This window comes from Oceanobacillus sp. J11TS1 (assembly GCF_018333215.1).
GTDB lineage: Bacteria > Bacillota > Bacilli > Bacillales > Amphibacillaceae > Oceanobacillus.
Genome location: NZ_BORO01000019.1, coordinates 57,016 through 70,673, shown reverse-complemented (window position 1 = coordinate 70,673; position 13,658 = coordinate 57,016). Strand labels below are relative to the sequence as shown.

General features: G+C 37.1%; 12 protein-coding genes. 6 read left to right on the top strand and 6 right to left on the bottom strand.

The features are described from left to right. Positions 1–481 precede the first annotated feature (481 nt). Entirely contained in the window at positions 482–1,321 is an 840-nt protein-coding gene (gene ku / locus KI343_RS14180) for a non-homologous end joining protein Ku (RefSeq protein WP_212927081.1), read from the bottom strand. Positions 1,322–1,424: 103 nt separating this feature from the next. Here ku and KI343_RS14175 point away from each other — a divergent pair, with 103 nt between their 5' ends. Beyond that, complete coding sequence (locus tag KI343_RS14175; protein WP_212927080.1) at positions 1,425–3,221, top strand: DNA ligase D; 1,797 nt, start codon at positions 1,425–1,427, stop codon at positions 3,219–3,221. A gap of 10 nt (positions 3,222–3,231) precedes the next feature. Here the strand turns inward: KI343_RS14175 and KI343_RS14170 are convergent, their stop codons facing one another. After that, complete coding sequence (locus KI343_RS14170; protein ID WP_212927079.1) at positions 3,232–4,482, bottom strand: Y-family DNA polymerase; 1,251 nt, start codon at positions 4,480–4,482, stop codon at positions 3,232–3,234. 249 nt (positions 4,483–4,731) lie between these two features. On the opposite strand from KI343_RS14170, the gene KI343_RS14165 reads away from it, so the two are divergent. Further along, complete coding sequence (locus KI343_RS14165; RefSeq protein WP_212927078.1) at positions 4,732–5,649, top strand: DMT family transporter; 918 nt, start codon at positions 4,732–4,734, stop codon at positions 5,647–5,649. A gap of 133 nt (positions 5,650–5,782) precedes the next feature. On the opposite strand, the gene KI343_RS14160 is transcribed toward KI343_RS14165, so the two are convergent. Together KI343_RS14160 and KI343_RS20380 are read right to left on the bottom strand one after the other, a co-directional pair. Then, on the bottom strand, positions 5,783–6,250 hold the full coding sequence (locus KI343_RS14160; protein WP_212927077.1) for an ImmA/IrrE family metallo-endopeptidase: 468 nt from the start codon (positions 6,248–6,250) through the stop codon (positions 5,783–5,785). Positions 6,251–6,354: 104 nt separating this feature from the next. Then, positions 6,355–6,723 (bottom strand): helix-turn-helix domain-containing protein, encoded by a 369-nt coding sequence (locus tag KI343_RS20380; RefSeq protein ID WP_212927076.1) that lies wholly within the window; start codon positions 6,721–6,723, stop codon positions 6,355–6,357. 155 nt (positions 6,724–6,878) lie between these two features. Here KI343_RS20380 and KI343_RS14150 point away from each other — a divergent pair, with 155 nt between their 5' ends. The 4 genes from KI343_RS14150 to KI343_RS14135 all read left to right on the top strand — a co-directional run bounded on the left by KI343_RS14150 (position 6,879) and on the right by KI343_RS14135 (position 11,650). Beyond that, on the top strand, positions 6,879–7,121 hold the full coding sequence (locus KI343_RS14150) for a helix-turn-helix domain-containing protein (protein ID WP_212927075.1): 243 nt from the start codon (positions 6,879–6,881) through the stop codon (positions 7,119–7,121). 542 nt (positions 7,122–7,663) lie between these two features. Continuing rightward, on the top strand, positions 7,664–8,905 hold the full coding sequence (locus tag KI343_RS14145) for a dicarboxylate/amino acid:cation symporter (protein ID WP_212927074.1): 1,242 nt from the start codon (positions 7,664–7,666) through the stop codon (positions 8,903–8,905). A 339-nt stretch (positions 8,906–9,244) separates the two neighbouring features. After that, positions 9,245–10,960, top strand: a complete 1,716-nt coding sequence (gene acsA / locus KI343_RS14140; protein WP_212927073.1) for an acetate--CoA ligase — start codon at positions 9,245–9,247, stop codon at positions 10,958–10,960. 174 nt (positions 10,961–11,134) lie between these two features. Next, on the top strand, positions 11,135–11,650 hold the full coding sequence (locus tag KI343_RS14135; protein ID WP_212927072.1) for a type 1 glutamine amidotransferase domain-containing protein: 516 nt from the start codon (positions 11,135–11,137) through the stop codon (positions 11,648–11,650). Positions 11,651–11,746: 96 nt separating this feature from the next. Here the strand turns inward: KI343_RS14135 and KI343_RS14130 are convergent, their stop codons facing one another. Together KI343_RS14130 and KI343_RS14125 are read right to left on the bottom strand one after the other, a co-directional pair. Continuing rightward, positions 11,747–13,045 carry a glycoside hydrolase family 18 protein gene (locus KI343_RS14130; protein WP_212927071.1) on the bottom strand — a complete coding sequence of 433 codons (1,299 nt, stop codon included), beginning with the start codon at positions 13,043–13,045 and terminating at the stop codon, positions 11,747–11,749. A gap of 59 nt (positions 13,046–13,104) precedes the next feature. Then, positions 13,105–13,638: a cysteine hydrolase family protein gene (locus KI343_RS14125; protein WP_212927070.1), complete on the bottom strand. Its 534-nt coding sequence runs from the start codon at positions 13,636–13,638 to the stop codon at positions 13,105–13,107. Positions 13,639–13,658: the final 20 nt, after the last annotated feature.

Sequence of the window (13,658 nt, the reverse complement as noted above, 5' to 3'; positions counted from 1 at the left end):
ACCCCGCGCCACGCGAAAATTTTATTTGTTAGGAAGGGGTACCCCTTCCTAACAAATAAAATTCAAACAGTACTTAATGTAGGTTGAAAACATATAATCAATTTTACACATAAATAAGGACTTGACTTCGAACCCGCTCGAAAAAGAGGAAAACGCTCCATCCCAAGCTGAACCCGCTCGAAAAAGAGAAAAAGCGCTCCACCCCAATCCGAATGCGCTCGAAAAAGAGGAAAGGCGCTCCACCCCAATCCGAATGCGCTCGAAAAAGAGAAAAAGCGCTCCACCCCAATCCGAATGCGCTCGAAAAAGAAGAAAAGCGCTCCACCCCAATTAGAATGCGCTCGAAAAAGAAGAAAAGCGCTCCACCCCAATTAGAATGCGCTCGAAAAAAGAAGAAAAGCGCTCCAACTCAACGCGAATGCGCTCCAAAAAAAGCACCCGCTCCATCCTCAACCTATAATAACCGCCTAAATTACGCATCCTATGAAGTAGCTTTTTTCTTTTTAGCAGTAGTTGTTCTTTTCTTTGGCTGTTTCGGGTTTTCTTTTTTCGCACGATTTAAGGATTCCTGCAAGGCATCCATTAAATTCAATACATTGTCTGGCTTTGTTTTTGTTTCTCCACCGACTTCAACTTCCTCATTATTTTTCTTCGCTTCAATTAAGTCCATGACAGCGATACGATAATTATCTTTATACTTCTCAGGTTCAAATTCGGTTGTTAACTGTTCGATGAGGAGTTTAGCGGTATCCAACTCTTTTTTCCCTATTTCTGCTTGTTCGGGAATATTCGGTACATCTGATACAGCACGAACTTCGTCAGGATAATGTATCGTTTCGACCACAATGGCCTTTTCATAAACGCGTATAACTGCAAGCTGTTCCTTCGACCGAATCATCATTTTTGCTATGCCTATTTTGCCAGAGTCTGTTAGAGCTTCTCTTAATAAAGCATAGGCTTTGGATCCTCCTTCATTGGGAGATAAGTAATAGCTCTTTTCAAAATATATTGGATCGATATCTTCCAATTGAACAAAGTCAATAATTTCAACTGCTTTATCCTCTTGCTCTTTCTTTAAAGCTTTTAATTCATCATCATCTAAAATGACAAACTTGTTCTTTGAGTATTCATACGCTTTTACAATATCCTCATTGGATACATCTTCTTCACAATTGGGACAAACCTTTTCATATTTAATTGGAGTTTTACATTTTTTATGAAGCTGCCGCAGTTGAATATCCTTGTTCTCAGTTGCAGCATGCATTTTTACAGGTATATTAACTAAACCAAAACTGATGGTTCCTTTCCACATTGTGTGCATTCCGTTCCCTCCTTACAAATAGTTTGTAGGTTTACATCCTTTTTATACGAAAGGAATAGTAAATTATCCAAAATGAGATATCCTATTTTAGAGGTGAATACATATGGACTGGATGAAACCAATAGCAAAGACAGAAATTCCAGAGGGAAATGAATGGTTATATGAAGTAAAATATGATGGGTTTCGCTGTAAATTAAAATGGGTGGATAAGGACGATATTACTTTAATGAGTAAAAATAATTATGATATCTTAAAAAAGTTTCCAGAGATTAACCATTGGTGTAAAGAAAATTATGAGCACTTCCAGAGTAAATTACCACTGGAATTAGATGGAGAACTTGTTATCTTAAATCATTTCTATCAAGCAAATTTTGAGCAAATCCAAATGCGCGGAAGATTGCAAAACGTGGATCGTATTGAAAAACAAGCAAATCAAAGACCTGCAACCTTTATGGTATTTGATATAACGGAGATAAATGGTAATAAACTACATCAAGAAAACCTGTCTTTACGAAAACAACATCTTCACCAGCTGATGGAATCTATTCCCGGCGATGTTTTAAAATGCGTGGAAACTTTTACATCCATTTCAGCGATTCAGGAGGTAGTATTTTCATCTAAAAGTGAAGGTATTGTTGCCAAAAGGGAAAAAAGCACGTACCAAAAAGGAAAAAAACATGCTGACTGGTTCAAAATTAAGAATTGGAGGGTGATTCAAGGGATTTTAACAGAATACAATCCGAGTAATGAATACTTTACAGTAAATGTACTTAAAGAGGATGGATTAATGAATATTGGAAGTTGTAAACATGGATTATCCAAAGATTCGATTCAAATGCTAAAAAAGCTTTTTAAAGAGCAAGGGGATTATATGGATGGAATATACCATCTTCCTCCTGCCATAACAAGTATGATTAATACGTTAGATTTATATGATCAAAAGTTGAGAGAACCTGAATTTAAAAAAATCGATCCTTCCATCTCTTATACAGAATGTACGTTGGATAAATTACAATTAGATATAGCGCAGTTACCTGGTTCCATTGAAGTATCTCATACAGAAAAATACCTTTGGCCCAATGTATTTACCAAAAAAGATCTTCTGGTTTATCTAAGAGAAATCTCACCTTGGATGTTGCCCTTTTTAAGAAATAGAGCCTTAACCATTATTCGCTGTCCAGATGGGATTTCTAAGGAATCGTTTTTTCAGAAAAACCTTCCAGATTATGCGCCAAGCTATTTATCTTCTCATGCCTCCCACGAGGATGAAATCGTATGTAACCACGTAGAAGGAATTGTTTGGCTGGCGAATCACGGTTCCATTGAATATCATCTTCCTTTTCAACGGATTGGACACGTGACCCCGTTAGAAATTGTCTTTGATCTAGATCCGCCAGACCGAGAGCACTTTGCATTAGCAGTGCGGGCAGCAAAATTATTAAAGGAAATATTAGATAATTTAGAGCTGGTGTCTTATGTGAAAACCTCTGGGAACAAAGGGCTGCAAGTATATATTCCCATTCGAGAAGGCAGCATGACATATGAAGAAACATCTCTATTTACAGAAGCAATTGCAAAAACAATAGAACGGGCATATCCCGATGATTTTACAACTGAACGTATGAAAAAGAAACGGAATAACCGGCTATATCTTGATTATGTCCAGCACGGTAAAGATAAAACATTGATTGCACCTTATTCTCCGAGAAGGACAGAAGAAGGAACTGTTTCTACACCTCTTTATTGGTACGAATTGAATGAAGACTTAGACCCTGCTGCATTTACAATTGGAAATGTATTACATCGTCTTCAACAGTCGGGGTGTCCATTTGAAGGGTACCAAGCCATGCATGAACAGCAACATATGGGGAAGATATTGCAGCTTGTGCGCTCTCGCTAAAAGGGAGCGCCTAAGCATAATGTCCACCAATCTTTTTGCTTCTGTCTAATGTAATTCCTGCGTCCGTATAACTCGATGCACGCAAAATAGCTGTGGAACCAAACTTGTCACATATTTTGTCCATAACGGTACCTATATCATATTGTTTGGTGCGGTCGTTAAATAAATCCAGCTGCAGATCCGTCTCATCATATAATTTCGTCAAAGTGACATAGACACGTCGGATAGGCGGGTTCCCTACATAAAATTCATCAAATAACTCCATACACATATCATACATTTCCATGGTTATGTTGGTAGGTGTATCGATAGATCTGGATCTGGAAAATCCTCCGTGGTTTTCCTTGGTATAACCGATGGATAGGTGAATCGTCTTGCCAACTTTTCTGTCTCTTCTTGCACGCCGGCATACTTCCTCACAAAGTTCCAGAATGCAGGTTCTTACCTCTTTGGCGGTATAATCTCTAAGCAAAGTGATGCCATGGCCGTATCCTTTATTAGCGGGCTTATTAAAATCACCAATTACCGCACTTAAGTCAATTCCCCAAGCATGCCAATACATCTGCTCTCCCATAATTCCAAAATTTTTACGTAAAATTCGTAAATCATAGTTGGCTATATGTCCTAATGTTCTGATGGCTAATTTATTTAATCGATGTTCTAATCTGCTGCCGATCCCCCAGATTTTTTCGACAGGAGCAGGCCATAATTTTGTCTCTACATCCTCATACCTGCATTCTTCAATGCCGGATTTTTTAGCGTGGAGATCCATTACAACCTTTGCTAAAAATTTATTATCGCCAATGCCTATGGAGCAGGGCAATCCGAAATGATCCATAATTCCTTTCTTTATGGTTCGAGCTACTTGCCACCGATCGCCAAATAACTTTTCTGTACCATTTGTTGTAATCCAGGTTTCGTCTATGGAGTAAGGGTGAATAGCTTCTGGTGGTGCAAAATTGCCCAAGTATCGCGTAATTTCTACTGATTTTTGGACATACATTTCCATACGAGCAGGTGCAATAATGACGTCTTTATTGCGTGGAATCTCAAAAAAACGGCTTACATTGCTGATTCCGTATCTTTCCTTCAAAGCAGGAGATGCAGCAAGTACTATACTTCCCTCGCGTTTCGTATCACCTACGACAGCTAGCATCGTTGTCATCGGGTCCAATCCTCTGTCTACACATTCAACGCTTGCGTAAAAGGACCTCATATCTATACAAAGCACGTTATTGCGCGGGTAAAGTGAGTAATCCATGATATAACCCTCCATTATCAAGAACATTTGTTCCTATTATATGAAGGAAATCCGAAAATAACAATGGTAATATTTGTTTAAGAGAAAAAGTAATCACTTCCTTGTTGCTGTGTATAAATAAAAGACTTCCTTTAACAGGCAGACTAGTTCGTTATAAATGTATTCTAATGGCAAAACAGGAGTATTGTTTTCCGTTATATCTTTGTTTAAAATAAATACATTACGTTTTTTTGAAAGAAGGTTTCTTTTGTGTACATATTAATTGTTCTGGGAATGATTGCAGGAATGATGATTCCGATGCAGACGGCAGTAAATAATCGGCTGACCTTTTTTACCAAAGCGATCTTGCCCACGTCCTTTTACTCCTTCTTAACAGGGAGTGTGATGTTATTCATCATTAATTTCATCATGGATCCGGGAAAATTTACGATCTCGTTCTTTGAAACTCAATCTTTCTCCTACGTTTGGTTTGGCGGCGGTATACTTGGTGTTATTTTTCTTACAGGCAATATTATTTTATTACCTAGAATTGGAGCAGCCTTAACGGTCATTGCTGCAGTTACCGGGCAAATGGTAATTGGTATATTAATCGACACATTTGGCTGGTTTGGTGCGGAAGTAAAACCATTGCACTTTATGCATATTGTCGGTGTTATCCTGTTAATTGCCGGAATTATATATATGAATATGAAAAAAAGTTCCACTATTTCTCAAAGTTATTCTCGGTTATGGATATTATTTGGATTATGTACAGGAATGATGCCGCCAATACAAACAGCTATTAATAGTGAGCTGCGGTATGAAGTAGATTCGTTTATATATGCAGCTTTCATATCATTTCTAGTAGGTACCATTGTGTTATTTATTTTAGCAATGTGTGTGAATAAAGGAATAAAGTTAACACGTACTTCTGGTGATTATAAATTGAAGCCTTGGCATTTTGCCGGGGGGATACTCGGTGCAGCGTACATTGCATCAAATATTAGTTTAATGCCTTATCTGGGGGTTACATTGACAATGATGTCTACCATTTCCGGGCAAATTATAATGGGGTTGATAATTGATCATTTTGGTATGTTTAACTTACCAAAATATCCAATCGACCAAAGAAGAATTGTTGCTGTCATCATGATTATTGGCGGGATTGCGCTATTGAATTTCTTTTAGATGTATTTGACTTTGTTCGTTTGCTAATACTTCTCTTCAAGATATTAGCAAACGAACAAAGTCTAGTTTTTTAATCCACTTAATAATTAAAATAACAAAAAGTAACATAATAATTTAAAAAGTGTATCCGCTATTAGCATGCCAGATAGGAGGCAGTTGCTTCATGCAGAGAAAATTGCTTATTCCGATACATTTCCAGCCGATGAAGGGCAAAGGAGAAATCAACTGGAAAATGGTATAAGATATCATAAACGCTCTCGATATGAAGCTGATTAAGCATAAAAGTGGGAACACAGAAATGATAAGCAAAATGATTGGCTTGATTTTCTTGCAGGTCAATAAATAGGGAATTCATAAAACGCTGATCCCCTTCATGGAAAAAATAATGGCAAAGTTCATGGCCAAAGTATTGCCATTTATTTTGAGGAGAAGAAGCAGGCAGCACAATATAGTTATCTATTCGCATGCCAATTGTCTCTGAATAGATAATTTCAATTTGTAAAGCTTCTGCAATCGCAGAGATGGAAAGCTGCATTGGTGTAAGAATTTCGAGTTGTTTATATAGGTTTTCGACAAACTTTTCTACATCCGTATAATACATCTTATCACTCCTTCGAGGGAATATACGTTCTGTATCTGTGCTAAAAATAAGGTGTAGCAAGTACACCTGTTTTCTTTATTCCTTCTTAAAAAATGATAAAAATATTAATCTTGATCTTCTTTATTATTTAATTTCTTTTTATATAGAATGTATTGTATCACATTTAAAGCTTCTTGCTTTTCTTCTTCTGTCATACGTTTCCAGTTATGAAACATTAACGAATCTTGCTCTGACATAGGCTCAGGCTGCAAAGTGTCTTTTGTTGAGGGATACATAGATTTACCTAGTAGCCAATCTACAGAAACTCCATATAAATCAGCCATTTTATGTAACGTATCTGTATCAGGATCACGATATTCTCTTTCATAGCCAGATAAAGTACCATTGGAAATTCCAAGAAGTTTAGAAGCTTCAATTTGTTTTAATCCAGCTTGTTCTCTTGCTTCTCTTAATCGTTGCGAAAGAATTTTCATAGTATCCACCTCAATATAGAGATAATACCATTTTTAATAAAAACAGAAAGATTTTTAAGCGATTTGCAGATTTTATTTGACCATTATATTGACTTGCGCAAAACGCTTAATTATAATTTAAGTAAATCATATTAATTTTAGAAAGGAGTGATTTAGTGCAAATCCATGAGAAAATTGAATTTATTAGACAACAAAAAAAGATTACAAAGACGCAAATTGCAGAAATATGCTCGAAAACGCCTGCATGGTACACAAATATCTCAAATGGAAAGACGAAAATTGATGTAGACACCTTAGAAAAAATAGCAGACGCATTGGACATTGATGTAAAGATGTTATTTGATAAGGAGTTGAATGATGCATTAAATAAATGCAAAGAATTTTTATGGAATAATTAAGTTATAAAAGATTGGTAAATGAAGAGATTTTATACATCTAGATTCATCACCTCCATGAGCTTAAATGAAAAAGCACCGCATATCTATTTCCTCATAGAAAATCTCTCAATTAGAATGGAATTCATTATCATATATATCATTTAATTTAAACTATCTTCTTTGGTCAGGAGGTAGTTTTTTGTTTGATATAGATATTATGGGGGAATATTCACGGTAAGTCTGTGAGTAGATACAGGGAAGGGAGAAAGACTCTGTAAAAAAATAGCACTATTCAACACCATATATATTGTGGTAGAATTTAACTTGCCCACTCTTTAACTAGAATAATCCCTGTACGAAACGTAGTCTCCTCAACTACAAAAGAAAAAATCCAATAAATCTATGTTTGATATCCAATTGAAAATGAAAAGTTTATCAAGAGTAAGAATTATTCAGCTGAAATAAAAATGAGTTTTAGTAGAATAAAAAAACTAACTGAATTTTCATTACTCTTATAGTGGATATGTTTACGCCCAGAAACATAGTGAAAGGACGAAGACAATATGGATTCTAAAAAATTAACGAAAAGGATATTAATTGCTTTAATTGTTGGTGCAGTTGTTGGTATGGCTCTGACATTTGCCCCTGAAAGTTTTTATAACCCATTAAATAAATACGTGTTAGACCCAATTGGCCAAATATTTATTAATCTTATTATGATGTTAGTCGTTCCGCTTGTATTTGTATCTATTGTATTAGGAACAGCAGGACTTGGCGACCCGGCAAAACTAGGGAAAATTGGTGTTTTTACGGTTACTTTCTTCTTAGTAACGACGTCAATCGCTATTAGTTTAGGTTTAGCGTTGGCCTCTTTGGTTAAGCCTGGAAAAGCAGGTGTTTTTGATACATCCAATCTGGATGGCTATACGCCAGGGGAAGCGCCACCTATTATGGAAACGCTCATTAACATCATACCTGAGAATCCTATAGCGGCAATGTCATCTGGAGATATGCTGCAAATTATTGCATTTGCTGTATTCATAGGAATTGCACTGGCTTATTTAAGTGATAAGACAAAAGGTATTCATCATTTATTTGAACAAGCAAATGAAATTTTAAATTGGCTAATTATGACGATTATGCGATTTGCCCCATACGGTGCTTTTGCGTTAATTGCATCAGCAATTGGTGGGGCTGGACTGGATGCAGTTGGTTCGATGTTAAGTTATATGTTAACTGTTATTGCAGGACTTATTTTACATGCTTTACTCGTCTACTCTCTTGCTATTTGGTTGCTGGGACGCGGGAATTCATTTAAATTCTTTAAAGGTTTCTTTCCAGCCATGGTAGTTGGATTTAGTACATCTAGCACCAATGCAGCACTTCCTGTAGCAATGAAAACGGCTCAAGAAAATCTTGGTGTCAAAAAAGAGATCAGCAGCTTTGTACAGCCGCTTGGAGCTACCATTAATATGGATGGGACAGCTATAATGCAAGCTGTTGCGACTGTATTTATCTCGCAAGTATATGATTTACCACTTACCATGACAGATTTATTGATGGTTGTACTTGTTGCCACATTAGCAAGCGTAGGTACAGCAGGTGTACCTGGTGTTGGATTAATCATGCTGGCAATGGTGTTGGGTCAAATTGGTCTGCCCGTAGAAGGTATCGCGTTAATTATTGGTATTGACCGTATTCTCGATATGCTAAGAACCTCTCTAAACATGTCTGGGGATGCCGCATGTGCTTATATTTTATCTGAACGAGAAAAACGAAAAGAAAGAAAAACAAAAAAAGCATAATCTATTATAAAAAGAGCTTTGATTATGTCTTCTCTGTCATAAATTAGAGAAAAATCCGGACGAAATTACATTCTAACAATAGAATTTAATCATCGTTCGGATTTTTCTTTCTCTTCCTTGTGGATGAAAAGTAAGTGAGTTAACCCTAGATTTTATTGCTGTAAACCTAATTTGGCAAGCTATTTTATGAGTAGTATCCTTCCTTTTATCTGAAAACTTAAAAACAAACTCTTTAAATATGTCACAAAATGTTCTAAAATAGAATTAGTTACCAAAATATTTAAATCTTTTTTAATTCTATTTGTAATCGGTTTCAATAAGGAAGGATGAGGTGATTAGATGGATATGCAAGCTATACCAGCACGTGAAGGGAATCATAATTTAAAAAACTATGAGCAGTTCAAAGAGAATTTTTCTTGGGATGATGTAAAAAAGAACTTTTCTTGGAATAAAACAGGGAAAGTAAATATGGCATATGAAGCAATTGATAAGCACGCAGAAAATCCGGATAAGAAGGATAAGGTTGCATTACTATATTCCGATCCCAATCGTGAAGAGAAAGTTACTTTTGATGAACTTCGTTTAAAGAGTAATCAATTTGCTAATGTACTTAAAAAATATGATGTGCAAAAAGGAGACCGTGTCTTTCTTTTTATGCCGAGAAGCCCGGAATTCTATCAAGCATTTTTTGGCATTTTAAAAGTAGGAGCGATTGCAGGACCATTGTTTGAGGCGTTTATGGAGCAAGCTGTTGGTGATAGATTAGAAAACAGTGAAGCGCGCATGTTAATTACAACGCCTGAATTGCTGTACCGTGTGCCGCAAGATCAATTACCGAACTTAGAGAAGATTGTGTTGGTTGGTGAGCATAAAGAAGAAGGAGAACAGTATATTGATTTCCATCAAGAAATGAAGAATGCGCAAGCAGATTTTGATATTGTATGGGTGGATAGAGAAGACGGCATGCTGCTCCATTATACATCTGGTTCAACGGGAAAACCAAAAGGAATTTTACATGTGCACAATGCGATGATTCAACATTATGCGACGGGAGAGTGGGTATTAGACTTAAAAGAGGATGATATTTACTGGTGTACAGCAGACCCGGGCTGGGTAACGGGAACAAGCTATGGTATTTTTGCGCCTTGGTTACATGGAGTGACAAATGTGATCCGCGGCGGTCGTTTTTCCCCAGACGATTGGTATAAGACGTTACAGGATAATCACGTTACAGTATGGTACACCGCACCAACAGCTTTACGTATGCTTGTAAGTCATGGCGAGGAGAAGGTCAGGGAATATGACTTATCTTCGTTGCGCCATATCCTAAGTGTTGGAGAACCATTGAATCCAGAAGTGATCACCTGGGGATTAAAGGCATTTGATTTGCGCATCCATGATACTTGGTGGATGACGGAGACAGGGGCACAGGTTATTGTAAACCTCCCAACACTAGAAATCAGACCTGGTTCTATGGGTAAACCAATCCCTGGGATAGAGGCATCTATCGTCGATAATGAAGGAAATGAAATCCCTCCAAATCAAATGGGCAATTTAGCAATTAAGGCTGGCTGGCCATCTATGATGCGAGAGGTCTGGAATAATAAAGGAAAGTATGAGAGTTATTTTGTGAATGGCTGGTATGTATCTGGAGACAGTGCCTACAGAGATGAGGACGGCTATTTCTGGTTCCAAGGACGTTTAGATGATGTTATTAATACATCTGGCGAGCGTGTCGGTCCATTTGAAGTAGAGAGCAAACTTATTGAGCATCCAGCTGTTGCAGAGGCAGGAGTAATTGGAAAACCAGATCCAGAGCGTGGAGAAATTATTAAAGCATTTATTACGTTGAACATAGGTTATGAAAAAAGCGATGAGCTTTTAGAAGAAATTCGTCAATTTGTTAAAAAGGAATTAAGTGCACACGCAGCGCCAAGAGAAATAGAAGTAAAAGACTCAATCCCTAAAACACGCAGTGGTAAAATCATGCGCCGACTATTAAAATCATGGGAATTAGGACTTCCTACAGGGGATACCTCAACGTTAGAAGATTAATGGAAAGAGAAAAAAGGAGGATGGAATAGGATATTATATTCCATCCTCCTTTTGGTGAAAAAATGACCTTTCAACTCAAAAATATTTTAGGGAGAAACACAAATCTGCTATGTTTGAAATACCTTTTACTTGGGAAGATAATATATGTACCATGAATAGAAGGAGGAATTAAAAATGGGTAAAAAAATCGCAACAGTTATTACAGACATGTTTGAAGATGTGGAATATACAAGCCCCAAAAAAGCATTTGAAGAAGCTGGACATGAGGTAGTTACAATTGAAAAAGAACAAGGTAACACCGTAACGGGGAAATCAGACGGTACCAAAGTAACGATTGATAAAGGTATTGACGATGTAAATCCAGAAGACTTCGATGCATTGTTTATTCCTGGTGGATTCTCTCCGGATATTTTACGTGCAAATGATCGTTTTGTAACTTTTGTAAAGCATTTTATGGATGAGAAAAAGCCAGTTTTTGCAATTTGTCATGGACCACAGTTGCTCATTACAGCAAAAACATTAGAAGGCCGCGGAGTAACAGGCTTTAAATCTATCCAAGTCGATTTGGAAAATGCAGGTGCAAAATTCCAAGACAAAGAAGTTGTTGTTTGTCAAAATCAATTAGTAACAAGTCGTACCCCAGATGACCTTCCAGCATTTAATCGTGAATCTGTGAAAGTGCTAGGTTAATTAAATAAATAGCATAAAAGAGCGCTTCGAGGCGCTCTTTTTTACATATAAAATAGGAACAACCTCCCGTGTATCCCTCTATTATCCATCCTCTTCTTACTCTTCTTCCTCTAATTTTCGTATGTTGAATTGATCATTTAAAAGTAACCAATTTTGTGGGAACGCAAGCCCTAATTTCCAATAAGAAATACCTAAAAGCTGAAATTCACGGATTAAGTCAAATTTTGCTTGGATAGAACGTGCATCTTCAAACCAAACCTCATGCTCTTGTCCGGATGTATCTGTATACGTAAAGTAAGGTGCTTGAGCTTGATTGTCATACTGGATAGCCACATTATTCTCCCAAGCAATCTGTATAGCTTGTTGCGGACTGACCGCTCTTGCAGCCTCTCCACCTTGCACAAAAGGAAGTGTCCAATCATACCCATATAGGTTTTGACCAAGTAAGATTTTTTCTGGTGGAATTTCAGAGACAGCGTATTCGACAACCTCTCGGACGGAATTTACTGGAGAAACAGCCATTGGCGGGCCGTAACTATAACCCCATTCATAGGTCATTATCACAACCATATCGACAATTTCTCCATGGGCTTGATAATCATGTGCTTCATACAATTGCCCAGATTGTTCCGCACTTGTTTTTGGGGCCAATGCAGTGGAGATAAGCAATCCTGCTTGTGAGAGACGATCTTTTGCTGTCCGTAAAAAGCGATTATAAGCCTCACGATCTTCTGGAGGTAAAAATTCAAGGTCAAAATGTACATCACGGAATCCCTGCTCTGTAGCGATATTAATAATTTCATCTAATAATCTATTTTGCACAGCTTGCACGGTTAAAATAATATGACCGACCTCCGTACTAAATTCTCCTCCCTCTAAATTGGTAACAGACATCATAATGGAGGCTCCATTCTCCCTAGCTGTTTGAATCAAGTTTCCTGTTGGGGGAGCGGTTAGTGTACCATCCCGGTTGATGCGGTAACTAAATAAACCCAGATAAGTTAAGAAAGGTGTATAGTTCCTTGCTGCTGTTTCTAACGTTTGAGAAACTTCCTCTCCCATTGGTTCGATATAAGCATTAGAGGTAATTGGCTCTTTAGGGCCTGGCGGTATGTACAAACGGAATCCAGGATAAATAATCTGATTTGCATTCATACCGTTAACTGTTGCCAATTCCTCCACGCTGATATTAAATCGAGCTGCAACGGAAGAAAGTGTATCGCCGGGCTGGACAAAGTAAAACTCACCGATAATTGGGATTACAAGTGCTTGCCCAATTACTAATTGATTAGGTGCATTTAATTCATTCGCGTTAATAATATCTTGGACAGAGGAACCATATGTAGCCGCAATTTGATCCAGCGTATCGCCCTGTTGAACAACGTATATTTGCAAAATAATAACCCCCTTCTAGTGCTTCTTCCTCACTATATGAAGGGGGACCCTATTATATGCTAAATTGCTGTAATATCTGCATCCATAACAGATTCCATTAAATAAAGCGCATAATTATTCATTTGTATTTCCTCTGAAGCAAGACAATTTTTTGGAATGGAAAGACTGAATTTATACATATAGGCATCCTTTGCAGTGAATAGGATGCAAATATCACCAGCAATTCCTGCTAAAATCAAATGTGTTCGCTTTAATTCTGTAAGAAGCGATTGTAAGGGTGTTTGAAAAAGTGCAGAGTGTTGTGGTTTAATTAAAAAATAATCATCGTCATCTGGTTTGATTTTTTCAATAACTTTCTCGCTTTTTTTATTTTTACAATGATCAATAACTTTACGGAAATCCGCTTGCCATAAACCGTAATGGTCATTAACATAGATAATAGGAATGGATTTTTCTTTAGCAAAGCGACGAAGCTTTACTAAGTTTGGAAGAATAGCTTCTGTGTGAGAGAAAAGATCTTCACCTCCATTAAATTTAAAATCATTAATTAAATCGACAAAAATAAGTGCTGTATTTTCAGGTGTAATATTCATAGGCGGCTCCTTTTATAAAG

What these genes read in the sequence shown, in the direction of transcription:
- ku (WP_212927081.1), bottom strand. Translation starts at nt 1,321, where the DNA reads ATGCACACAATGTGGAAAGGAACCATCAGTTTTGGTTTAGTTAATATA.
- KI343_RS14175 (WP_212927080.1), top strand. Translation starts at nt 1,425, where the DNA reads ATGGACTGGATGAAACCAATAGCAAAGACAGAAATTCCAGAGGGAAAT.
- KI343_RS14170 (WP_212927079.1), bottom strand. Translation starts at nt 4,482, where the DNA reads ATGGATTACTCACTTTACCCGCGCAATAACGTGCTTTGTATAGATATG.
- KI343_RS14160 (WP_212927077.1), bottom strand. Translation starts at nt 6,250, where the DNA reads ATGTATTATACGGATGTAGAAAAGTTTGTCGAAAACCTATATAAACAA.
- KI343_RS20380 (WP_212927076.1), bottom strand. Translation starts at nt 6,723, where the DNA reads ATGAAAATTCTTTCGCAACGATTAAGAGAAGCAAGAGAACAAGCTGGA.
- KI343_RS14145 (WP_212927074.1), top strand. Translation starts at nt 7,664, where the DNA reads ATGGATTCTAAAAAATTAACGAAAAGGATATTAATTGCTTTAATTGTT.
- acsA (WP_212927073.1), top strand. Translation starts at nt 9,245, where the DNA reads ATGGATATGCAAGCTATACCAGCACGTGAAGGGAATCATAATTTAAAA.
- KI343_RS14135 (WP_212927072.1), top strand. Translation starts at nt 11,135, where the DNA reads ATGGGTAAAAAAATCGCAACAGTTATTACAGACATGTTTGAAGATGTG.
- KI343_RS14125 (WP_212927070.1), bottom strand. Translation starts at nt 13,638, where the DNA reads ATGAATATTACACCTGAAAATACAGCACTTATTTTTGTCGATTTAATT.